General features: G+C 73.1%; 14 protein-coding genes. 4 read left to right on the top strand and 10 right to left on the bottom strand.

The genetic code is table 11. From position 1 onward, the window contains the following. Positions 1 to 44: 44 nt before the first annotated feature. Genes pepN through ACIRF8_RS07360 form a run of 3 tightly spaced genes read right to left on the bottom strand, consistent with a single transcriptional unit; the run spans position 45 to position 3842 of the window. Complete coding sequence (gene pepN / locus ACIRF8_RS07370) at positions 45 to 2573, bottom strand: aminopeptidase N (RefSeq protein WP_404211755.1); 2529 nt, start codon at positions 2571 to 2573, stop codon at positions 45 to 47. 42 nt (positions 2574 to 2615) lie between these two features. Next, positions 2616 to 2948, bottom strand: coding sequence for a chorismate mutase (locus ACIRF8_RS07365; protein ID WP_404211753.1), 333 nt, complete (start codon positions 2946 to 2948; stop codon positions 2616 to 2618). A 6-nt stretch (positions 2949 to 2954) separates the two neighbouring features. Further along, a complete protein-coding gene (locus ACIRF8_RS07360; protein WP_404211751.1) occupies positions 2955 to 3842 on the bottom strand; it encodes a helix-turn-helix domain-containing protein in 888 nt (295 codons plus the stop codon). A 163-nt stretch (positions 3843 to 4005) separates the two neighbouring features. Between ACIRF8_RS07360 and ACIRF8_RS07355 the strand changes: the two genes are divergently transcribed. Then, the gene (locus ACIRF8_RS07355; RefSeq protein ID WP_404211749.1) at positions 4006 to 5748 is read left to right on the top strand and encodes a beta-galactosidase family protein; all 1743 of its coding nucleotides are present in this window, start codon (positions 4006 to 4008) and stop codon (positions 5746 to 5748) included. A gap of 126 nt (positions 5749 to 5874) precedes the next feature. Here ACIRF8_RS07355 and ACIRF8_RS07350 read toward each other — a convergent pair whose 3' ends face one another. Then, positions 5875 to 9006 carry an endo-alpha-N-acetylgalactosaminidase family protein gene (locus ACIRF8_RS07350; RefSeq protein WP_404211748.1) on the bottom strand — a complete coding sequence of 1044 codons (3132 nt, stop codon included), beginning with the start codon at positions 9004 to 9006 and terminating at the stop codon, positions 5875 to 5877. A 199-nt stretch (positions 9007 to 9205) separates the two neighbouring features. Between ACIRF8_RS07350 and ACIRF8_RS07345 the strand changes: the two genes are divergently transcribed. Beyond that, a complete protein-coding gene (locus ACIRF8_RS07345; RefSeq protein WP_404211746.1) occupies positions 9206 to 10111 on the top strand; it encodes a hypothetical protein in 906 nt (301 codons plus the stop codon). Between the two features lie 114 nt (positions 10112 to 10225). Here ACIRF8_RS07345 and ACIRF8_RS07340 read toward each other — a convergent pair whose 3' ends face one another. Together ACIRF8_RS07340 and ACIRF8_RS07335 are read right to left on the bottom strand one after the other, a co-directional pair. Next, complete coding sequence (locus tag ACIRF8_RS07340) at positions 10226 to 11170, bottom strand: SDR family oxidoreductase (RefSeq protein WP_404211744.1); 945 nt, start codon at positions 11168 to 11170, stop codon at positions 10226 to 10228. 1 nt (position 11171) lies between these two features. Beyond that, a complete protein-coding gene (locus ACIRF8_RS07335) occupies positions 11172 to 11924 on the bottom strand; it encodes an SDR family oxidoreductase (protein WP_404211742.1) in 753 nt (250 codons plus the stop codon). Between the two features lie 146 nt (positions 11925 to 12070). Between ACIRF8_RS07335 and ACIRF8_RS07330 the strand changes: the two genes are divergently transcribed. Then, positions 12071 to 13039: an SDR family NAD(P)-dependent oxidoreductase gene (locus ACIRF8_RS07330; protein ID WP_404211740.1), complete on the top strand. Its 969-nt coding sequence runs from the start codon at positions 12071 to 12073 to the stop codon at positions 13037 to 13039. A 71-nt stretch (positions 13040 to 13110) separates the two neighbouring features. Here ACIRF8_RS07330 and ACIRF8_RS07325 read toward each other — a convergent pair whose 3' ends face one another. The 4 genes from ACIRF8_RS07325 to ACIRF8_RS07310 form a co-directional block, all read right to left on the bottom strand. After that, positions 13111 to 14733: a DEAD/DEAH box helicase gene (locus tag ACIRF8_RS07325; RefSeq protein WP_404211738.1), complete on the bottom strand. Its 1623-nt coding sequence runs from the start codon at positions 14731 to 14733 to the stop codon at positions 13111 to 13113. Positions 14734 to 14825: 92 nt separating this feature from the next. Then, positions 14826 to 15029: a cold-shock protein gene (locus tag ACIRF8_RS07320; protein ID WP_005318814.1), complete on the bottom strand. Its 204-nt coding sequence runs from the start codon at positions 15027 to 15029 to the stop codon at positions 14826 to 14828. A 142-nt stretch (positions 15030 to 15171) separates the two neighbouring features. Continuing rightward, positions 15172 to 15807: a TetR/AcrR family transcriptional regulator gene (locus ACIRF8_RS07315; RefSeq protein WP_404211736.1), complete on the bottom strand. Its 636-nt coding sequence runs from the start codon at positions 15805 to 15807 to the stop codon at positions 15172 to 15174. A 19-nt stretch (positions 15808 to 15826) separates the two neighbouring features. Beyond that, positions 15827 to 16381 carry a HutD family protein gene (locus tag ACIRF8_RS07310; RefSeq protein ID WP_404211734.1) on the bottom strand — a complete coding sequence of 185 codons (555 nt, stop codon included), beginning with the start codon at positions 16379 to 16381 and terminating at the stop codon, positions 15827 to 15829. Positions 16382 to 16457: 76 nt separating this feature from the next. Here ACIRF8_RS07310 and ACIRF8_RS07305 point away from each other — a divergent pair, with 76 nt between their 5' ends. Next, positions 16458 to 17309: a chitosanase gene (locus tag ACIRF8_RS07305; RefSeq protein WP_404211732.1), complete on the top strand. Its 852-nt coding sequence runs from the start codon at positions 16458 to 16460 to the stop codon at positions 17307 to 17309. Positions 17310 to 17316: the final 7 nt, after the last annotated feature.

Raw genomic sequence — 17316 nt, 5'->3', positions numbered from 1 at the left:
TGGTCTCGCGCCCCGGGGCCTGCGGGCCCCGGGGCGCGGGCCGGTCAGTCCTTGTGGGCAGCCCTGACCTGGAGGGCTCGGGCCAGGTCGTCGAGCTGGTCGATCAGTTTGCGGCGCAGGGCCGGGGTGGGGGTGCCTTCGGCGAGGCACGCGCGGCCGAGGCGGAGGGTGTCCTCGTCGACGGCGTGGGCGGGGAACGCGTGGCGTCCGGCGGCACTGGCGATGGCGGGGCCGCGGCGCTCGGCGAGGGCGGTGGCGTCGGTGAACCAGCGGGGTACGTAGTGGCGCAGCAGGTCGCTCTGTTCGGGTTGCCAGAAGCCCTGGGCGGTAGCGATGAACAGGTAGTTGGAGAGTTCTGTGCCGGGGTCGCCGGTGAACAGGGCGGTCCAGGCGGCTTCCTTGGCCTGGGGGTCGGGCAGGGCGGCTCGGCAGCGGGCGGCGCCCTCCTGTCCGGTGGCGCTGGGGTCGTGGGCGAGTTCGGCCTCGATGACGGCGTCGTCGACGGCGCCGAGGACGCTGAGGCGGCCGAGGATGCGCCAGCGCAGTTCGGGGTCGAGGTCGGGGCCGCCGGGGACGGTGTTGGAGTCGAGCCAGTCGCGGAGGGTGTCGGCGTGCTGGGCGGTGTCGATGGAGTGGCGTACGGCGGTGAGGCGCAGGCCGGGGTGGTCGCCGTCCTTGGTGCGGTGCAGGAGGTCGGTGCAGACGTCGGCGAGGACGCTGAGGGCGGCGGGCCGCTGGGCCGGGGTGCAGTAGCGGTCGGCGACCTGGGTGCGGGCGAAGGCGAGGACACCCTGGACGAGCGCGAGGTCGGTCTCCTCGGCGAGGTGGGCGCCGACGGTCTCCAGGTAGGCGGCGGGGGCGAGTTCGCCGTCGCGGACCATGTCGCGCAGGGTGTTCCACAGGACGGCGCGGGTGAGGGGGCCGGGGACGCCTGAGATGCCGCGCAGGACCGCTTCCTGGGAGGCGGGGTCGAGGCGCACCTTGGCGTAGGTGAGGTCCTGGTCGTTGGGGACGATCAGGGCGGGCCGGGGGCCGGGGAAGGTGCGGGGTCCGCCGGGGGCGGCCGGTACGTCGAGGTGGACGCGCTCGCGGAGGGTGAGGGTGCGGGCGTCGCCGGGGCCGTGGTCGTGGAGGCCGACGGCGATGCGGTGGGGGCGGCTGCCGGTGCGGTCGACGGCGAGGGTCCAGCTCGTGCCGTCGGCGGCCTCGGTGACGTGGGCGGTGAGGGTGTCGACCCCGGTGGTGCGCAGCCAGGCGTCGGCCCAGGCGTGGACGTCGCGGTCGGTGCCGGAGGCCGCCGAGGCCATGGAGTCGAGGAAGTCGGCGAGGGTGGCGTTGGCGAACTTGTGCCGGGCGAAGTGCGTGTTGATACCGGCGAGGAAGTCCTCCTCGCCGAGCCAGGTGACGAGCTGGCGCAGGGCGCCGGCGCCCTTGGCATAGGAGATCCCGTCGAAGTTGAGGAGGGCGGAGGCGGTGTCCTCGACGGCTTCGGGGGCGACGGGGTGGGTGGAGGGCCGCTGGTCGGCGTCGTAGCCCCAGGCCTTGCGGTCGACGCCGAACTCGACCCAGGTGTCGGTGAACCGGGTCGCTTCGGTGAGGGTCTGGTAGCCCATGTACTCGGCGAACGACTCGTTGAGCCAGATGTCGTCCCACCAGCGGAGGGTGACGAGGTCGCCGAACCACATGTGGGCCATCTCGTGGGCGATGACCATGGCGCGGGTCTGGCGCTCGGTGTCGGTGACGGCGGAGCGGTGGACGAACTCTTCCCGGAGGGTGACGAGTCCGGGGTTCTCCATGGCGCCGGCGTTGAATTCGGGGACGAACGCCTGGTCGTAGGAGTCGAACGGGTAGGGCTCGGTGAACTTCTCGTGGTACCGGTCGAAGCACGCGCGCGTGATGTCGAGGATCTCGTCGGCGTCGGCGTCGAGATGGGGGGCGAGGGAGCGGCGGCAGTGCAGGGCGAAGGGCAGCCCGCGGTGCTCGGTGCGTACGGAGTGCCAGGGTCCGGCGGCGACGGCGACGAGGTAGGTGGAGAGCAGCGGGGTGGTGGCGGCCCGCCACTTTCCGTCGCCCAGGTGCTCGGTGACGCTGTTGGCGAGGACGGTCCAGCCTTCGGGCGCGGTGACGGTGAGGTCGAAGCGGGCCTTCAGGTCGGGCTGGTCGAAGGCGGCGAAGACGCGCTGGACGTCGTCCATGAACATCTGCGTGTACACGTACGCTTCGCCGTCGCTGGGGTCGGTGAAGCGGTGCATGCCCTCGCCGGTGTGCGAGTAGCGCATGACAGCGTCGACACGCAGCTCGTGGGGGCCCTCGGTGAGGACGGTGAGCGGCAGCCGGTTGTCGTCGAGGGCGGTCTCCGCGAGGTCGACGGGGTGGCCGTCGAGGGTGACGGAGCGCAGCTCGGCGGGCTTGAGTTCGACGAAGGTGGAGCCTGCGGTACGCGCGGTGAACCGGATCTCGGTGCGGGAGTCGAAGGTCTCGCCGCCGCGGGTGAGATCGAGGTCGACGGTGTACCGCTGGACGTCGATGAGCCGGGCTCGGGTCTGCGCTTCGTCGCGCGTCAGTACGGGCATGGGGTCATGGTGCCGTACGCCTCCGACATCGGGCGGCTCAGGTCAGCGCTTGCTGTCCTCGGCGATCTGCTCGTGGTGGCGGATGACCTCGCTGATGATGAAGTTGAGGAACTTCTCGGCGAAGGCCGGGTCCAGCTTGGCGTTCTCGGCGAGCTGGCGCAGGCGCTCGATCTGGCGGCCCTCGCGCGCGGGGTCGGCCGGGGGCAGCGCGTGCTCGGCCTTGAGGTGTCCTACTTGCTGGGTGCACTTGAAGCGCTCGGCGAGCATGTGGACGACGGCGGCGTCGATGTTGTCGATGCTGTCGCGGAGTCGGGCGAGTTCGGCGCGGACTGCCGGGTCGACCGACGGCTGGGGTGCGGACGTGCTGGAGGTCATGACAGGTCAGCCTACGTGGAGCATGGGCGGGTCGTCGGGGTCGGGGATGCGGTCGGACCAGCCGCCGGGTACGGCGCGGCCTTGTTGCTCGCGGAAGCGGACGGGTGCGGTGCCGACGCGGCGGGTGAACAGGCGGGAGAAGTAGGCGGGGTCGTCGTAGCCGACGCGGCGGGCGACCGCGGCGACGGGCAGTTCGGTGGCGGCGAGGAGTTCCTTGGCGCGGCCGAGGCGGATGCCGAGGAGGTAGTCCTTGGGGCTGCATCCGGCGCCCCTGCGGACGGCGGTGCGCAGTTCGGCGGGGGTCATGCCGTGGCGGGCGGCGTGCTGGGCGACGGAGAGGGGCTGAAAGGCGTCGCGGGCGAGTGCCTGGAGGACGGGGTCGCCGTCGGGGGCCATGTCGGCGCGGGCGCGGCGCAGGGCGACGAGGAGTTCGTGGACGGCGGCGCCGGTCTCGACCTCCAGGAGGGGGTTGCCGCGACGGGCGGCGCGGGCGATGCGGCCGACGGCGGCGCGGGCCGGGGCGGCGTCGGAGAGGGGGACGAGGGGGCGGTCGGGTTCGATGTAGCCGAGTTCGGTGTAGGTGGCGGTGGCGGGTCCTGTGAAGTCGACGAAGCACTCGTCCCAGCCGGTGTGGGGGTCGGCCCCGTAGTGGTGGGGGCGGCCGGGGGTGAGCCAGATGAGGGCGGGGGCGGTGACGCGGGTGCGGTGTCCTTCGGGGTCCCGGAGCCAGCCGCCGCCCGCGGTGACGACGACGGCGACGTGGTGGTCGAGGGTGCGGGGTCCGACGGCGGGCAGCAGCCCGTGCTGGAGTCCCACGCCGAGGCAGACGAGGCCGAGGCGGTGGTGGACGGGGCTGGGGGTGAAGTACCGCATCCAGGTGTGGTATGTGGACATGTGTCCCCTCCTGTGCTGGTTCGTTCGGGCCTTCCCGTTCCCGGGGCGGCCCGACGCGAGCCGTCCAACAAGAGCCGATCTTTGTCCATGGACCCTGCCGTCCGCCAGAGGTGACAGTGGCGGCCGGTAGGTGAGGCGCCTATCGGGCACGGAGGAGCACGTGATGGCCGAGTTCAGGGTGGGCGAGGACGATTTCGAGGTGGACGGCCGGCCGGTGCGGCTGCTGTCGGGCGCCTTGCACTACTTCCGGGTGCACGAGGAGCTGTGGGGGCACCGGCTGCGGATGCTGAGGGCGATGGGCCTCAACTGTGTGGAGACGTACGTCCCGTGGAATCTGCACGAGCCACGCCCCGGCGAGGTGCGGGACGTGGCGGCGGTGGGCCGGTTCCTGGACGCGGCGCGGGAGGCGGGCCTGTGGGTGATCGTCCGGCCGGGGCCCTACATGTGCGCGGAGTGGGAGAACGGGGGGCTGCCGCACTGGGTGACGGGCCCTTCGGGGGCGCGGATCCGGACGCGGGACCCGGAGTTCCTGGCGTGCGTGGAGCGCTGGTTCCGGGTGCTGATGCCGCAGATCGTGGAGCGGCAGCTCGACCGGGGCGGCCCGGTGATCATGGTGCAGGTGGAGAACGAGTACGGCAGTTACGGCTCGGACGCCCGTTACCTGCGCGCTCTCGTCGACCTTCTGCTCGAACTCGGTGTGACAGTGCCGCTGTTCACGTCGGACGGGCCCGAGGACCACATGCTGACCGGCGGCTCGGTGCCGGGCATCCTCGCCACGGTGAATTTCGGCTCCCACGCGCGCGAGGGGTTCGCGACGCTGCGCGGGCACCGCCCGAAGGGGCCGCTGATGTGCATGGAGTTCTGGTGCGGCTGGTTCGACCACTGGGGGGCCGAGCATGTCGAACGGGACGCGCGGGACGCGGCGCGGGCGTTGCGGGAGATCCTGGAGTGCGGGGCCTCGGTCAATCTGTACATGGCGCACGGCGGGACGAGTTTCGGGGGCTGGTCGGGGGCGAACAGGGGCGGCGAGTCGCACGACGGGCCGCTGGAGCCGGACGTCACGTCGTACGACTACGGAGCGCCGGTCGACGAGTTCGGCCGCCCCACCGAGAAGTTCTGGCTGTTCCGGGAGGTCCTGAGCCACTACGCGAGCGAGCCGCTGCCCGAGGTGCCCGGGCCGCCGCCGGTGCTGGCGGGCCCGGTGACGGCCGAGCTGACCGCCTTCACGCCGCTGGAAGGGGTCCTCGACGCGCTGGGCGGCCCCGAGTCGGAGCATGCGGTGCCGCCCTCGTTCGAGGAGCTGGACGTGGACCGTGGCCTGGTGCGGTACGCGGTGACCGTGCCGGGGCCGCGCCGGCCGTACCCGCTGCGGGCGAACGGCCTGCGGGACATCGCCGTCGTGTACGTCGACGGGGAGCGGGCCGGGGTCCTGACGGAGAAGGAGCCGGTGCTGGCCCGGCCCGTGGCGGGGCACGCGCGCGTGGAGCTGTGGGTGGAGTCGCTGGGCCGGGTCAACTACGGGCCGCGCACGGGCGAGCCGAAGGGCATCACGGGCGGGCTGCTGCACGAGCGGCAGTATCTCCACGGGGTGCGGGCGCGGGGGTTGCGCCTCGACCGGTTCGTGCCCGAGCGGGTCGCCGCACTGGCGGGCGGGGCGCCGGGCGGCGGGGACCGCGGTCTCTACCAGGGCTCGTTCGAGGTGACCGGGGCCGGGGACGCGGCGCTCGAACTGCCGGGCTGGGTGCGGGGGTTCGTGTGGGTGAACGGGTTCTGCCTGGGCCGGTACTGGGCTGCCGGGCCGCAGCGATCGCTGTACGTGCCGGGGCCCGTGCTGCGGGAGGGGGACAACGAGGTGTGGGTCCTGGAGTGGGAACGGGCCGGTGAGCTGGGCGTGCGGTTGCGCTGACGCACCCTCTTCGGCAGCGGGCCGGGGCGTGTACGGGACGGCGGTGCGTCGTGGCTGGTCGCGCGGTCCCCGCGCCCCTGGAGATGCGTACGGGGCGCGCATCTCCAGGGGCGACGGGCGCCGCCCTCACGTCACGTCCGCCTCACCGACCTCGAACGCGTCGAGGACGAACTCCGCCGTCCCGTGGTCGCCGACCTTCCGCAGGCCCACCCACGCCTCCCCCTCCGCCGGGGCGGTGAACGTGTACTCCAGCGTGGTGGGGGCCACGGACACGGGCAGCTCCTGGCGGCTCAGCTCCCGCGGCGCGGGGCTGTCGACCCCGGTGACCCACGCGTACTGGCCCGCCAGCTCGCACGCGTAGCGCAGGCGGACGCGGTACCGCCTGCCGGGCAGGAAGCGGACGGTGTGCGGGACGGTGCGGTGGACGAGACCGGTGTTCTCGCCGCGGGACTTGAGGGACTGCGTGCCGTCGAGGACGTCGTCGATCGCCTTGCCGTTCCAGCCGCGCTGCGTGTAGGGCGCGTGGCGCTGGGCGATGTGGGTGCGCGGGTCGGTGGCGCCGCCCGCGTCGCCCTTCACGAAGGGGCCCCAGCCCTGCGGCACGTGCTCGAAGTCCTCCCGAACCAGGATGCCTTGGGGCAGTGCGGGCCTGGTGGCCCGGACGACGCGTACGTTGTCGAAGCGGACGCGGGCCGCTCCCGCGGCGGCGCGCAGGGTGAGGGTGACCCGGCCGCCGCCTTCGGGGACGGTGAAGTACGTGAACATCCGCTGGAAGCGGGTGCCGTGCTTGCGGTCGGCGGCCACGTGATTGGTCGCGGTCGAGGTGTCCGTCCAGTTGCCGGCGGTGACGCCGTCGGCGGTGCGTACGTCGAGGGACGCCCTGCGGCGCTCCCCCGCCGTGGCACCGACCTCGACCTGGACGGACGCGGCGTAGTCACCGGGGGCGAGCCGGGTCAGGCGCTGGGTGACGGCGGCGGCGGCGCCGGGGGCGATGACGAGTTCGTGGTCGCCGAGGTCGCTGCGCTCGACGGACGCGGGCCCGAGGACCTGCCACGCCTTCAGGGAGCCGGAGTGGAAGCCGGGGTCGCGCAGCGGGGTGCCCTGACCCCAGGCGGGGTCGCGGTCCAGGTCGGCGCGGTGGCGGTAAAGGACGTACGGCTGGTCGGCGTCGGCGGTGAGCGTGACCTTGCCCGCGGTGACGGGGAGGTGGGCGACGAAGACGCGGCCCTGGTCGGTGAGGCGGTACAGGGCGACGCGGGAAAGCCCCGCCCACGCGCGTGGGAGCCGCCAAGTGGTGACGCCGCCCTGGGGGTTGTAGTGGTACAGCTTCGCCGGGTCCGTGGCCTTGCGGGGCTCCCATGGCAGGAGGTAGGTGCCGGCGTCGTAGACGAGACGGCCGTCGGTGGTGATGCGGCGGCTGCCGGTGGCGTCGCTGACGGAGGTCGGCGCGTCACCGAAGAAGGTGATCTCGTGCTCCTCCCACCGCTTGATCGGCTGCGCCTGGAGGTACTTGGCGGGCAGTGAGTGGGTCCAGATGAGGCGGTAGAAGGAGGTCCAGTCGGTCTTGCCGGTCCAGCCCTCGTAGTTGCCCATGCGGGCGACGCCGAGGAGGGTGGGCCACTTGTCGGCGAAGACGTCTTTCTGGTGGTGGCGGACGAAGCGGATGAGGCGGGAGTTGATGCCGCGCGAGGTGTCGGGGCCGTAGTCGGTCTCGGTGGCCCAGTGCGACCACAGGGCGGAGCGTTCGAAGCCGTGGCCCCATTCGGTGGTGACGTTCCAGCCCTGTTCGCGCAGGGCGCGCTGGAGGCGGTCGGAGGTCCAGCCCGACTCGCGGAACACGTCGATGTAGAGGGTGTTCAGGGCGGGGTCGGTGTCGCGACGCAGGTCGGCGAAGCGCCGGACGATGTCGCCGGAGACGAGGTCGCGGCGCTGGTCGATGCGGTAGCTCTGGTCGAGCCAGTCCCACTGTTCGTTCGTCTTGTCGACAAGGGTCTCGGAGAAGGCATGGGCGACGGGGTAGGACTCGGTGGCGTTGACGTGTACGCCGAAGTCGCTGTTCCACGTGGCGCCCTCGCGGACCAGGGTGTTGAGGTCGTCGAGGCCGCCCGCGCGCGTGTTGTAGTTCCCGGCGTAGTCGGGGTGCGCGGAGTCGTGCCCCTCGGACTGGTAGCCCTTGAGGAGGGTGTACTGGCGCAGTCCGTCGGTGGCGAGGTGGATGCGCTTGACCTCGTCGAGGGTGGCCAGGAACGGGTTGGTGGCCTGCGAGGCGAAGTTGAACGGGATGTGCGGGACGACCCGCAGATGCTGCTCGTCGGCGCCGCGCGGGGTGACGGCGATGGACCGGAAGGCGATCGCGGCGTCCTGCCAGTCGACGACCCCGTCACCGTTGCGGTCCCCGGTGATGATCACGGTGGCGTACGGGAGCGGTTCGGTGGCGTCGACGGGGGCGGTGGCCGCGCGGTACGTCCACTGGCCGGGGCTGAGACGGGCCTCGGTGCGGCCGTCTGCGGTGCGGACGGTCTCGCGCCACAGCCGGCCGTTCTCCCAGGTGGTGCCGGTGGCGGGCTTGTCGTAGACGGTGTTGGTCTCGATGGCGCCGCCGAGCGTGTCGTGGGCGACGACGGCATAGGCGCAGCCGGTCGGTGGTTCGGCGGGGCTGTCGGCCTTCGGGGTGACGAGGGTGTCGCCGCTGGTGGCCTTGTCGAGCTGCACCTTCGCGGCGAGGAGGGTGGCGCCGGGCTGGTCGCTGCGCACGGACAGCAGGGCGAGCCCGGGGATCTGGAGGGTACCGACGCGCAGGGCGGCCGTGTCGCGGATACGGGTGACGCGCCAGTCGACGCGGTGGCCCTCGACGGTGACGGTCACGTCGATGGTCGTGGCGCCGGGGAGGGCGAGCCGGTAGTCGGCGCGGTCGGCGGCGAACGTGGCGGTGACCTTCGGGGTGTGCGCGACGCCGTCGACGAGGACGGTCGTGACGGGCTCCGGCCGGCCGTGCAGGACGGCGCCGGTGGCGCGGTCGGTGTAGGAGACGACGGCGGGGAAGGCGGTGGCGACCCGGACGTCGAGCTCCGGGGAGCGGAGCACGGCGGTGTCCGCGGGGGTGGAACCGTCGGCGGTGGCGGTGCCGGTGACGCCGAGGGCCAGGCCCGCGCCCGCGGCGGCGCCGACGGCGACGACGGCCCTGCGGCTGGGCCCCGCCGCTCCTCCGGGGCCTGTGGACGACGTCGGCTGGCGCTTCGGCTGGCCTGTGAGGGGCACGGGGGACTCCTTCGCACGGCGGTTCGGGATGCCGATCACGATGGGCCGCGGGGGCCGGGGGCGCCCATGGACAAAGGAGGAGGAGGTGTTGGACTAACGGTCGCGCGGGGGCAGGCGGGGCGGTCGGCCTTACGCTTGAGGCGCCGGGTCCGGGGGCGGGCCCCGGGGACGACGGCCCGGCGGCCCAGGGGGTGCGCGCGTGGTGAACGGCGGTCCTGTGGTGCACGGCTACCCGCATCTGGAGACCGTGCGGGCGGCGATCACCGCGTTGTACAAGCGCCTCTCCTACGACACGGTGCACACCTTCGCCACGAGTGTCGCCCCGGCGGACGTGGCCTTCGGCGACCGGGACGACGTGCACCTGGGGGCGCAGCGGGTGGCGCGCGAGCTGGTGCGGCACTACCACCTGCCGGACGCGCGCATGATCATCGGGTTCCGGGAGATGGAGCACGCGGCGAGCGTGGAACTGGCCGCGGGCCCCGAGTACTTCATCGAGCTGAACGACCGGTTCCGTACGCACCGCAGGGACATCGGGGCGGCCCTCGCGCACGAGATCATGCATGTGTATCTGCACCGGCTCGACCTGGCGTTCCCGGGGACGCGGGACAACGAGATCCTCACCGACACCGCGGCCACGTATCTGGGCGCGGGCTGGCTGCTGCTCGACGCGTACCGGGAGGACGCGGCGTCGTCGCAGAAGCTCGGTTATCTGACGCCGGAGGAGTTCGGGTACGTCCTGGCGAAGCGGTCGCTGGCGTTCGGGGAGGCGCCGGAGACGTGGTTCACCAGCGCGCAGGCATACACGGCGTACACGCAGGGGCTGGCGCAGGCGCGGCGCGACGAGCAGCAGCCGCCGCTCACCGCGGCGGGCTGGGCGGGCCGTCGTCGGTACGCGAAGGACCGCCGCTCCGCGCAGGACCACGGCGCGCGGGGCAGCGCGCCGATGGGCCCGTACTCGTTCTCGGCGGACGGCCCGCAGGGCCGGTCGGGGCTGCGGGTGGCGTTTCCCTGCCCGACGTGCCACCAGCGGATCCGGGTGCCGGTCCGCGGCCGGGTGCGGGCGCGCTGCGGGTTGTGCCGCACGGTCCTGGAGTGCGACACATAGGGGCCGCTTTCGCAGACAGGCACACAGGCACACAGACAGGCAGACAGGCAGACAGGCAGACGGGTAGACGGCAGACGGGTAGACGGCAGACGGCAGACGGCAGACGGCAGGCTTTCAGGACGCCCCGTAGACCGCCCCGGGCGCCGCGGTCCGCCCCAGCAGCTCCCGTACGGCGCCGCCCGCGCCCGCCGGGGTCCACCGTTCGGCCTTGTCGGCGGTGGGGCCGGGGCGCCAGCCCTCCATCACCGTGACGCGCCCGCCCTCCACCTCGAAGACGCACCCGGTCACTCCGTCGCTGGGCGCCCCGGAGCCGAGCCACACCACGAGCGGCGACACGTTCTCCGGTGCCATCGCATCGAACGTGCCGCCCTCGGGGGCCGTCATCGTGTCGGCGAACGCGGCCTCGGTCATCCGGGTCCGCGCGGCCGGTGCGATCGCGTTGACCTGCACGCCGTACCGGCCGAGCTCCGCCGCGGCCACGAGCGTCAGGCCGAGGATCCCGGCTTTCGCCGCGCTGTAGTTGCCCTGCCCCACCGATCCCAGCAGGCCCGCTCCTGAGGAGGTGTTGACGATCCGGGCCGCCACCGTACGGCCCGCCTTCGCCTCGGCCCGCCAGTACGCCGCCGCGTGCTTGAGCGGCAGGAAGTGCCCTTTGAGGTGCACCCGCACGACGGCGTCCCAGTCGTCCTCGCCCAGGTTGACCAGCATCCGGTCCCGCAGGAACCCGGCGTTGTTCACCAGGGTGTCGAGCCGCCCGAACGTGTCGACGGCCGTGGCGACGAGCGACGCCGCGCCTTGCGAGGTGGCGATGTCGCCCGTGTGGGCCGTCGCCGAACCGCCCGACTCCCGTATGGCGCGCACGACGTGGGCGGCGGGGCTGTCCGGCGCGGGTGTCCCGTCGAGGCCCACGCCGAGATCGTTCACGACGACCTTCGCGCCTTCGGCCGCGTACGCGAGCGCGTGCGCGCGTCCCAGTCCGCGCCCGGCCCCGGTGACGGCCACCACCCGCCCCGCGCACAGGCCGCCGCCCGCCGTGCCCGACTCCGTCGTCCGCGTCATGTCAGCTCTCCTTGCCGGCTGTCGCCGCGTCCAGGTACGCGGGGCGTTCGCCGCCGCCGTGCACGAGCAGGCTCGCCCCGGTGACGTACGAGGCCGCGTCCGACGCGAGGAACACCGCGGCGGCGCCGATCTCGTGGGGCTCGGCGAGCCGGCCGAGCGGCACCGTCGCGCCGACCGCGGCGACGCCCTCCTCGTCCCCGTAGTGCAGGGCCGAGAGCTCCGTGCGGACCATGCCGAGCACCAGGGTGTTGACGCGGATCTCCGGCGCCCATTCCACGGCCATGGAACGGGCCAGGTTCTCCAGGCCCGCCTTGGCCGCCCCGTACGCCGCCGAGCCGGGCGAGGGGCGCGAGCCGCTGACGCTGCCGATCATGACGATCGATCCGTGCGCCGCCGCCAGTCGTTCGCGTGCGGCGAGCGAGGCGGTCAGGGGCGCGGTCAGGTTCAGCTCGATCACGCGCGCGTGCCGCTCCGCGTCCGTGCCGCCGAGCAGCCGGTACGGGGTGCCGCCCGCGTTGTTCACGAGGACGTCCGCCCGGTCGAGCCCCGCGAAGAAGTCCCGTACGGCTGACGCGTCCCGCAGGTCAACGGACTTGAACTCACATCCTGGCAGCGGGACTTCGGGGGCTCTGCGGGCGCATACGATCACGCGCGCACCGGCCCGCGCGAACGCGCCCGCGATCCCCGCGCCCACTCCCCTGGTGCCGCCCGTGACGACGGCGACCCGCCCGCCCAGCTCGGCCCCGCGACCCATCCGCCCTCCCCGGCCCGTCCCGTCGGCAGACATGCACCAAACAAACGTTAGGTAAAACGGTAGCCGACAGCCGGAGCCCGCGCCACCGCCGAGACCGGGCGCGCCCGCTTGCCCTCGTGTGCACTCGAAGACCTACGGTCCCGGGCATGACCAGCGCTATGGAACAGCACAGGATCGGCAGCGGGTTCGGACCCCACAGCACGGCGGCCGAGGTCGTGGCGGGCGTCGACCTCACCGGGCGGACGGCCCTCGTCACCGGCGGCTACTCGGGCCTGGGTCTGGAGACGACACGGGCGCTCGCCGCGGCGGGGGCGCGTGTGATCGTGCCCGCGCGCCGCCCCGAGCAGGCGCGCGCGGCTCTCGCCGGGATCACCGGCACGGAGGTGGACCCGCTCGACCTGGCGGACCTGGAGAGCGTGCGCGCCTTCGCCGACCGCTTTCTCGGCTCGGGCCGCGCCCTGGACCTGGTCGTCGCCAACGCGGGGGTGATGGCGGCCCCGGAGACCCGCGTCGGGCCCGGCTGGGAGTACCAGTTCGCCACGAACCACCTCGGGCACTTCGCCCTGGTGAACCGCTTGCGCCCGGCGCTCTCCGGGCGCGGGGCCCGCGTCGTCGTCCTGTCGTCCGCCGGGCACTTCCTGACCGGCGTCCGCTGGGACGACATCGACTTCCGCACCGGGTACGACCGTTGGCTCGCCTACGGTCAGGCCAAGACGGCGAACGCCCTGTTCGCGCTGCACCTGGACCGGCTCGGCGCGGCGAGCGGTCTGCACGCGTACGCCGTGCACCCCGGGTCGATCCTGACGCCGTTGCAGCGGCACATCCCGCGCGAGGAGTGGGCGCAGCGGGGCTGGGTCACGGAGACGGGCGCGCCCCGGGCCGGTTTCAAGACACCGGAGCAGGGCGCGGCGACCACCGTCTGGGCGGCCACGGCACCGTCGCTCGACGCGTACGGCGGCGCCTATTGCCAGGACTGCGATCTGGCGGAGTCGGTGCCGGACGACGCCGAGGACATGCTCGTCGGCGGGGTCAAGGCATGGGCCAGGGACCCGGAGGCGGCGGCCCGGCTGTGGGCCCTGTCCGCGGAGCTGACCGGGGTGGACGCCTTCGCCTGACCGGGGAGACAGTGCGGGGCGGGCAGTCGCGAGGGCTCCTCAGCGACGTGTCCCGCCCCGGCCCGGCTGTCTCAGGCGGCGGCCCTGCGCGGGCCGCGCGGGCCCTGGCCACGGCGGTTGCCGCCGTTCGCGGCGGGGTTCGCCGCACCGGAGCCGGAGCCGGAGCGGCGCCGGCCGCCGGACGCGCCCTGTCCGGAACGCTGGCCGCCCGGCACGGAGCGCTGTCCGCCCTGTGCGGAGCGCTGCCCCTCGCCGCTCGCGGCGCGGCCGGAGCCGCTGCCGCCGTTGCCGGAACCACTGCCGCGGGAGCGGCGCGGGCGGCGGGACTTGGCGGCGGCCGACGGCGCGGTCGGCTCGGGGACGGCGACGGTCACGGCCACTCCGGAGGGCTCGCGCGCCCCGGTGATCGTCACCAGCTCCTCGTCGGTGGAGCGGACCTGGGTCGTGCGGGGCTGCACCTTGGCGTCCCGCATCAGCCGCTGCACGTCGCGCTTCTGCTCGGGGAGCACGAGGGTGACGACGCTGCCGGACTCACCGGCGCGGGCGGTACGGCCGCCGCGGTGCAGGTAGTCCTTGTGCTCGGTGGGCGGGTCGACGTTGACGACGAGGTCGAGGTCGTCGACGTGGATGCCGCGCGCGGCGACGTTCGTGGCGACCAGCGCGGTGACCCGGCCGTCCTTGAACTGTTCCAGGGTGCGGTTGCGCTGCGGCTGGCTGCGCCCGCCGTGCAGGGGCGCGGCGAGCACCCCGCTGGCGAGGAGGCGCTTGGCGAGCCGGTCGGCGGAGCGCTTGGTGTCGACGAAGAGGATGACGCGGCCTTCACGGGCGGCGATGCGCGCGGTGACGGCCTTCTTGTCGGTCTCGTCGAGGACGTGCAGGACGTGGTGCTCCATCGTCGTGACAGCGCCCGCGGAGGGGTCGACGGAGTGCACGACGGGGTCGGTGAGGAACTGCCGGACGAGCCGGTCCACGTTCCGGTCGAGCGTCGCCGAGAAGAGCATGGTCTGACCGCCGGGCGCGACCTGCTTGAGCAGCGCGGTGACCTGCGGCATGAAGCCCATGTCGGCCATCTGGTCGGCCTCGTCGAGGACGGTGATCCGGACCTGGTCGAGGACGCAGTCGCCGCGCTCGATGAGGTCCTTCAGCCGCCCGGGGGTGGCGACGACGACCTCGGCGCCGCGGCGCAACTGGCCGGCCTGGCGGGAGATCGACATGCCGCCGACGACGGTGGTCATCCGCAGGTGGAGGGAGGTCGCGTACGGGGTGAGGGCGTCGGTGACCTGCTGGGCCAGTTCGCGCGTGGGGACGAGCACGAGGGCCAGCGGGGTGCGCGGCTCGGCCTTGGCACCGGCGGTGCGGGCGAGCAGCGGCAGGCCGAAGGCGAGCGTCTTGCCCGAGCCGGTGCGGCCTCGGCCGAGCAGGTCGCGTCCGGCGAGGGAGTTGGGCAGCGTCGCGGCCTGGATCGGGAAGGGCTCGGTGACGCCCTGCGCACCCAGTGTCTTCAACAGGGCGGCGGGCATGTCGAGTGCGGCGAAGGTGTCGACCGGGGGCAGCGCGGGAGTGGTGTTCTCCGGCATGGTGAACTCGCGGGGCGGCGCGGGCTGTTGCCTGCGCTGCTGCTCGGGGGCGCGCCTTTTTCCGGCTGCTGCGGGACGGGGACTGCGACGGCTGGACGGGCGGGCTGAGCTGGCCATGCGGCATGCCTTCCGGGGACTCCGGGGGGTGGGGACAGCATGAGCCGGGGCCCGCACCGTGTAGGTGCGGGCCCCGGCCCGGTGATGCTGGATCAGGCGGGGAGGATGTTCTCCGCCTGGGGGCCCTTCTGGCCCTGGGTGACGTCGAAGGTCACCTTCTGGCCTTCCTGGAGCTCGCGGAAGCCCGAGGTGGCGATGTTCGAGTAGTGGGCGAAGACATCAGCGCCGCCGCCGTCCTGCTCGATAAAGCCGAAGCCCTTTTCCGAGTTGAACCACTTCACGGTACCGGTGGCCATGTAATTCTCCTTGAAACAGGTAGCAGCCCCCCATTCCGAGAACGCCCCGGCAAAACAATAATGCGCCTGAGGAAGTTTCCGTCAGGCGCACATAAAGTCTATGGGTACCAAAACTGCAACACGCTGATCTTAGCACGCTTTTTCAGCGCGCCGCGAGTCCGTCCAGGACCATGGTCAGGTACTGGCGTGCGATCTCCTCCGGACGGTGCTGTCCGCCCGGTCGATACCAGGACGCGGCCACCCAAACCGTATCGCGTACGAAGCGGTAGGCGAGGCGCAGATCGAGGTCCGCGCGGAAGACCTGGTCCGCGACGCCGCGCTCCAGGGTGGTGAGCCATGTCTCCTCGAACCGGCGCTGGGACTCGGCGAGGAAGCCGAACCGCTCCTGCGCGACGAGCTGCCTGGCCTCCTTCTGGTAGATCGCGACGGCGGCGCGGTGCCGGTCGATCTCGCGGAAGGACTCGGTGACGAGGGCCTCCAGGGTCTGCCGGGGGCCGAGGCGGGCGTCGAGCACGGTGTCGTAGCCCGCCCACAGCTCGTCGAGGAAGGTGCGCAGGATCTCCTCCAGCATCGATTCCTTGGAGTCGAAGTGGTAGTAGAGGCTGCCGGCGAGCAGGCCCGCCTCGTCGGCGATCTTGCGGACGGTGGTGGCGTTGTAACCCTGAGCGGCGAAGACCTCGGCGGCGGTCGCCAGGATCTCGCGGCGCCGCTCGGGCGAGGCGCCCGCCCTGACCGTCTTGGCCGCCTTGGCCGCGTGGGGCTTCTTCGTCGTGGACACGACCCCATTGTGGTCCGGATCAGATCCCGCTGACGACGGCGACGGCCCCCGCCGCCGCCAACTCCCCCGCGCCTTCGACGAGTACGGCGTCGTGGCGGCCGAGCGCCCGCCCCGCCACGCGCGCGCCCTCCTCGGTGAGGGCGACGACCAGCGAGGTGCCCGCCGCGAGGATGAGCCGTCCGTGGACGACGGCGACGGACGGGGGTACGGGGAGGGCGGAGCGGCGCCACATGACGTTGAGGTTGACGACAGGACCGCCGAGCAGCCGACAGTCGGTGGGTACGTCTCCGGGGAAGTCCCTCGGCCTGTACGGGGTGTCGACCAGGGTGGGGACGGCGCCGACGGTCAGCTCCATCCCGTCGCCCTCGACCATGGTGAGGGTCCGGTCGACGCCGGGGAACGCGGAGAACGGCCCGTCCGCGGCCACCTCGGCGAGGCTGACCCGCCACCGGAAACCGGCCGGGTCCGCGCCGTGGGGCGCGGCGGCGATCTCGCGGGTGACACCGCCGCCGTTCTTCCAGGCGACGGCGGGGCGGTCGCGGGCGGGCAGCGGGCGCAGCACGGGATCGATCATGAACGCCGAGGGTACGCCGGGCGGTCGGCGGCAGCGCTGTGGATCTTGGAAGGGGTGTCCCGCATACGCTGTCCGCATGAAACGCGCCGGGTGCCTGGTCCTCTCGTTCGCCGCCGTGGCCTGCGCCGTCACGGCGGGGGTCTTCTCCCTGTCCCCCGGCGGCGGCGACAGGAGCGACGACGCGCCCGCCCGCGCCGGGTCGTCGGCGACCGCGGTGCCGCCCGGCCTCACCGCCCCCGGCAAGAAGGACCTCGCGCAGCAGCTCGTCGCCAGCGCCGAGAACTCGACGCTGGACTGGCGTGGCCAGTACGGCTACGTGGAGGACATCGGCGACGGGCAGGGCTACACGGCGGGCATCATCGGCTTCTGCACCGGCACCCACGATCTGCTCACCCTGGTCGAGCGCTACACCGCGGACCACCCGGACAACGGCCTGGCCCGCTATCTGCCCGCTCTGCGCGCGGTCGACGGCACGGACTCGCACGAAGGGCTCGACCCGGGGTTGCCGGCCGCGTGGCGCGCGGAGGCGAAGGTGGCGGCGTTCCGCGAGGCGCAGGACGAGGAACGCGACCGCGTGTACTTCGACCCGGCGGTCCGCCTCGCGCGCCGCGACGGCCTGGGCACGCTCGGCCAGTTCATCTACTACGACGCGATGGTCATGCACGGTCCCGGCAACGGCCCCAGCAGCTTCCACGGCCTGCGCGCACGCGCCATGAAGGAGGCCGACACCCCGGCCGAGGGCGGCGCGGAGGAGGCGTACCTCGACATCTTCCTGGACGTCCGCCGCACGCTGATGACGTCGCAGAAGGCCCACCGGGACACCTCCCGCATCGACACGGCCCAGCGCCGCTTCCTCCATGACGGGAACCTGTCGCTGAGGACGCCGCTGACGTGGAAGGTGTACGGGGAGACGTACCGGGTGCCGTGACGGTCCC

Origin of the sequence: Streptomyces sp. NPDC102406 (genome assembly GCF_044765725.1) — a bacterium.
Taxonomy (GTDB): domain Bacteria; phylum Actinomycetota; class Actinomycetes; order Streptomycetales; family Streptomycetaceae; genus Streptomyces.
The sequence above is the reverse complement of the archived record's forward strand: the minus strand, read 5'-3'. Positions and strand labels throughout refer to the sequence as shown.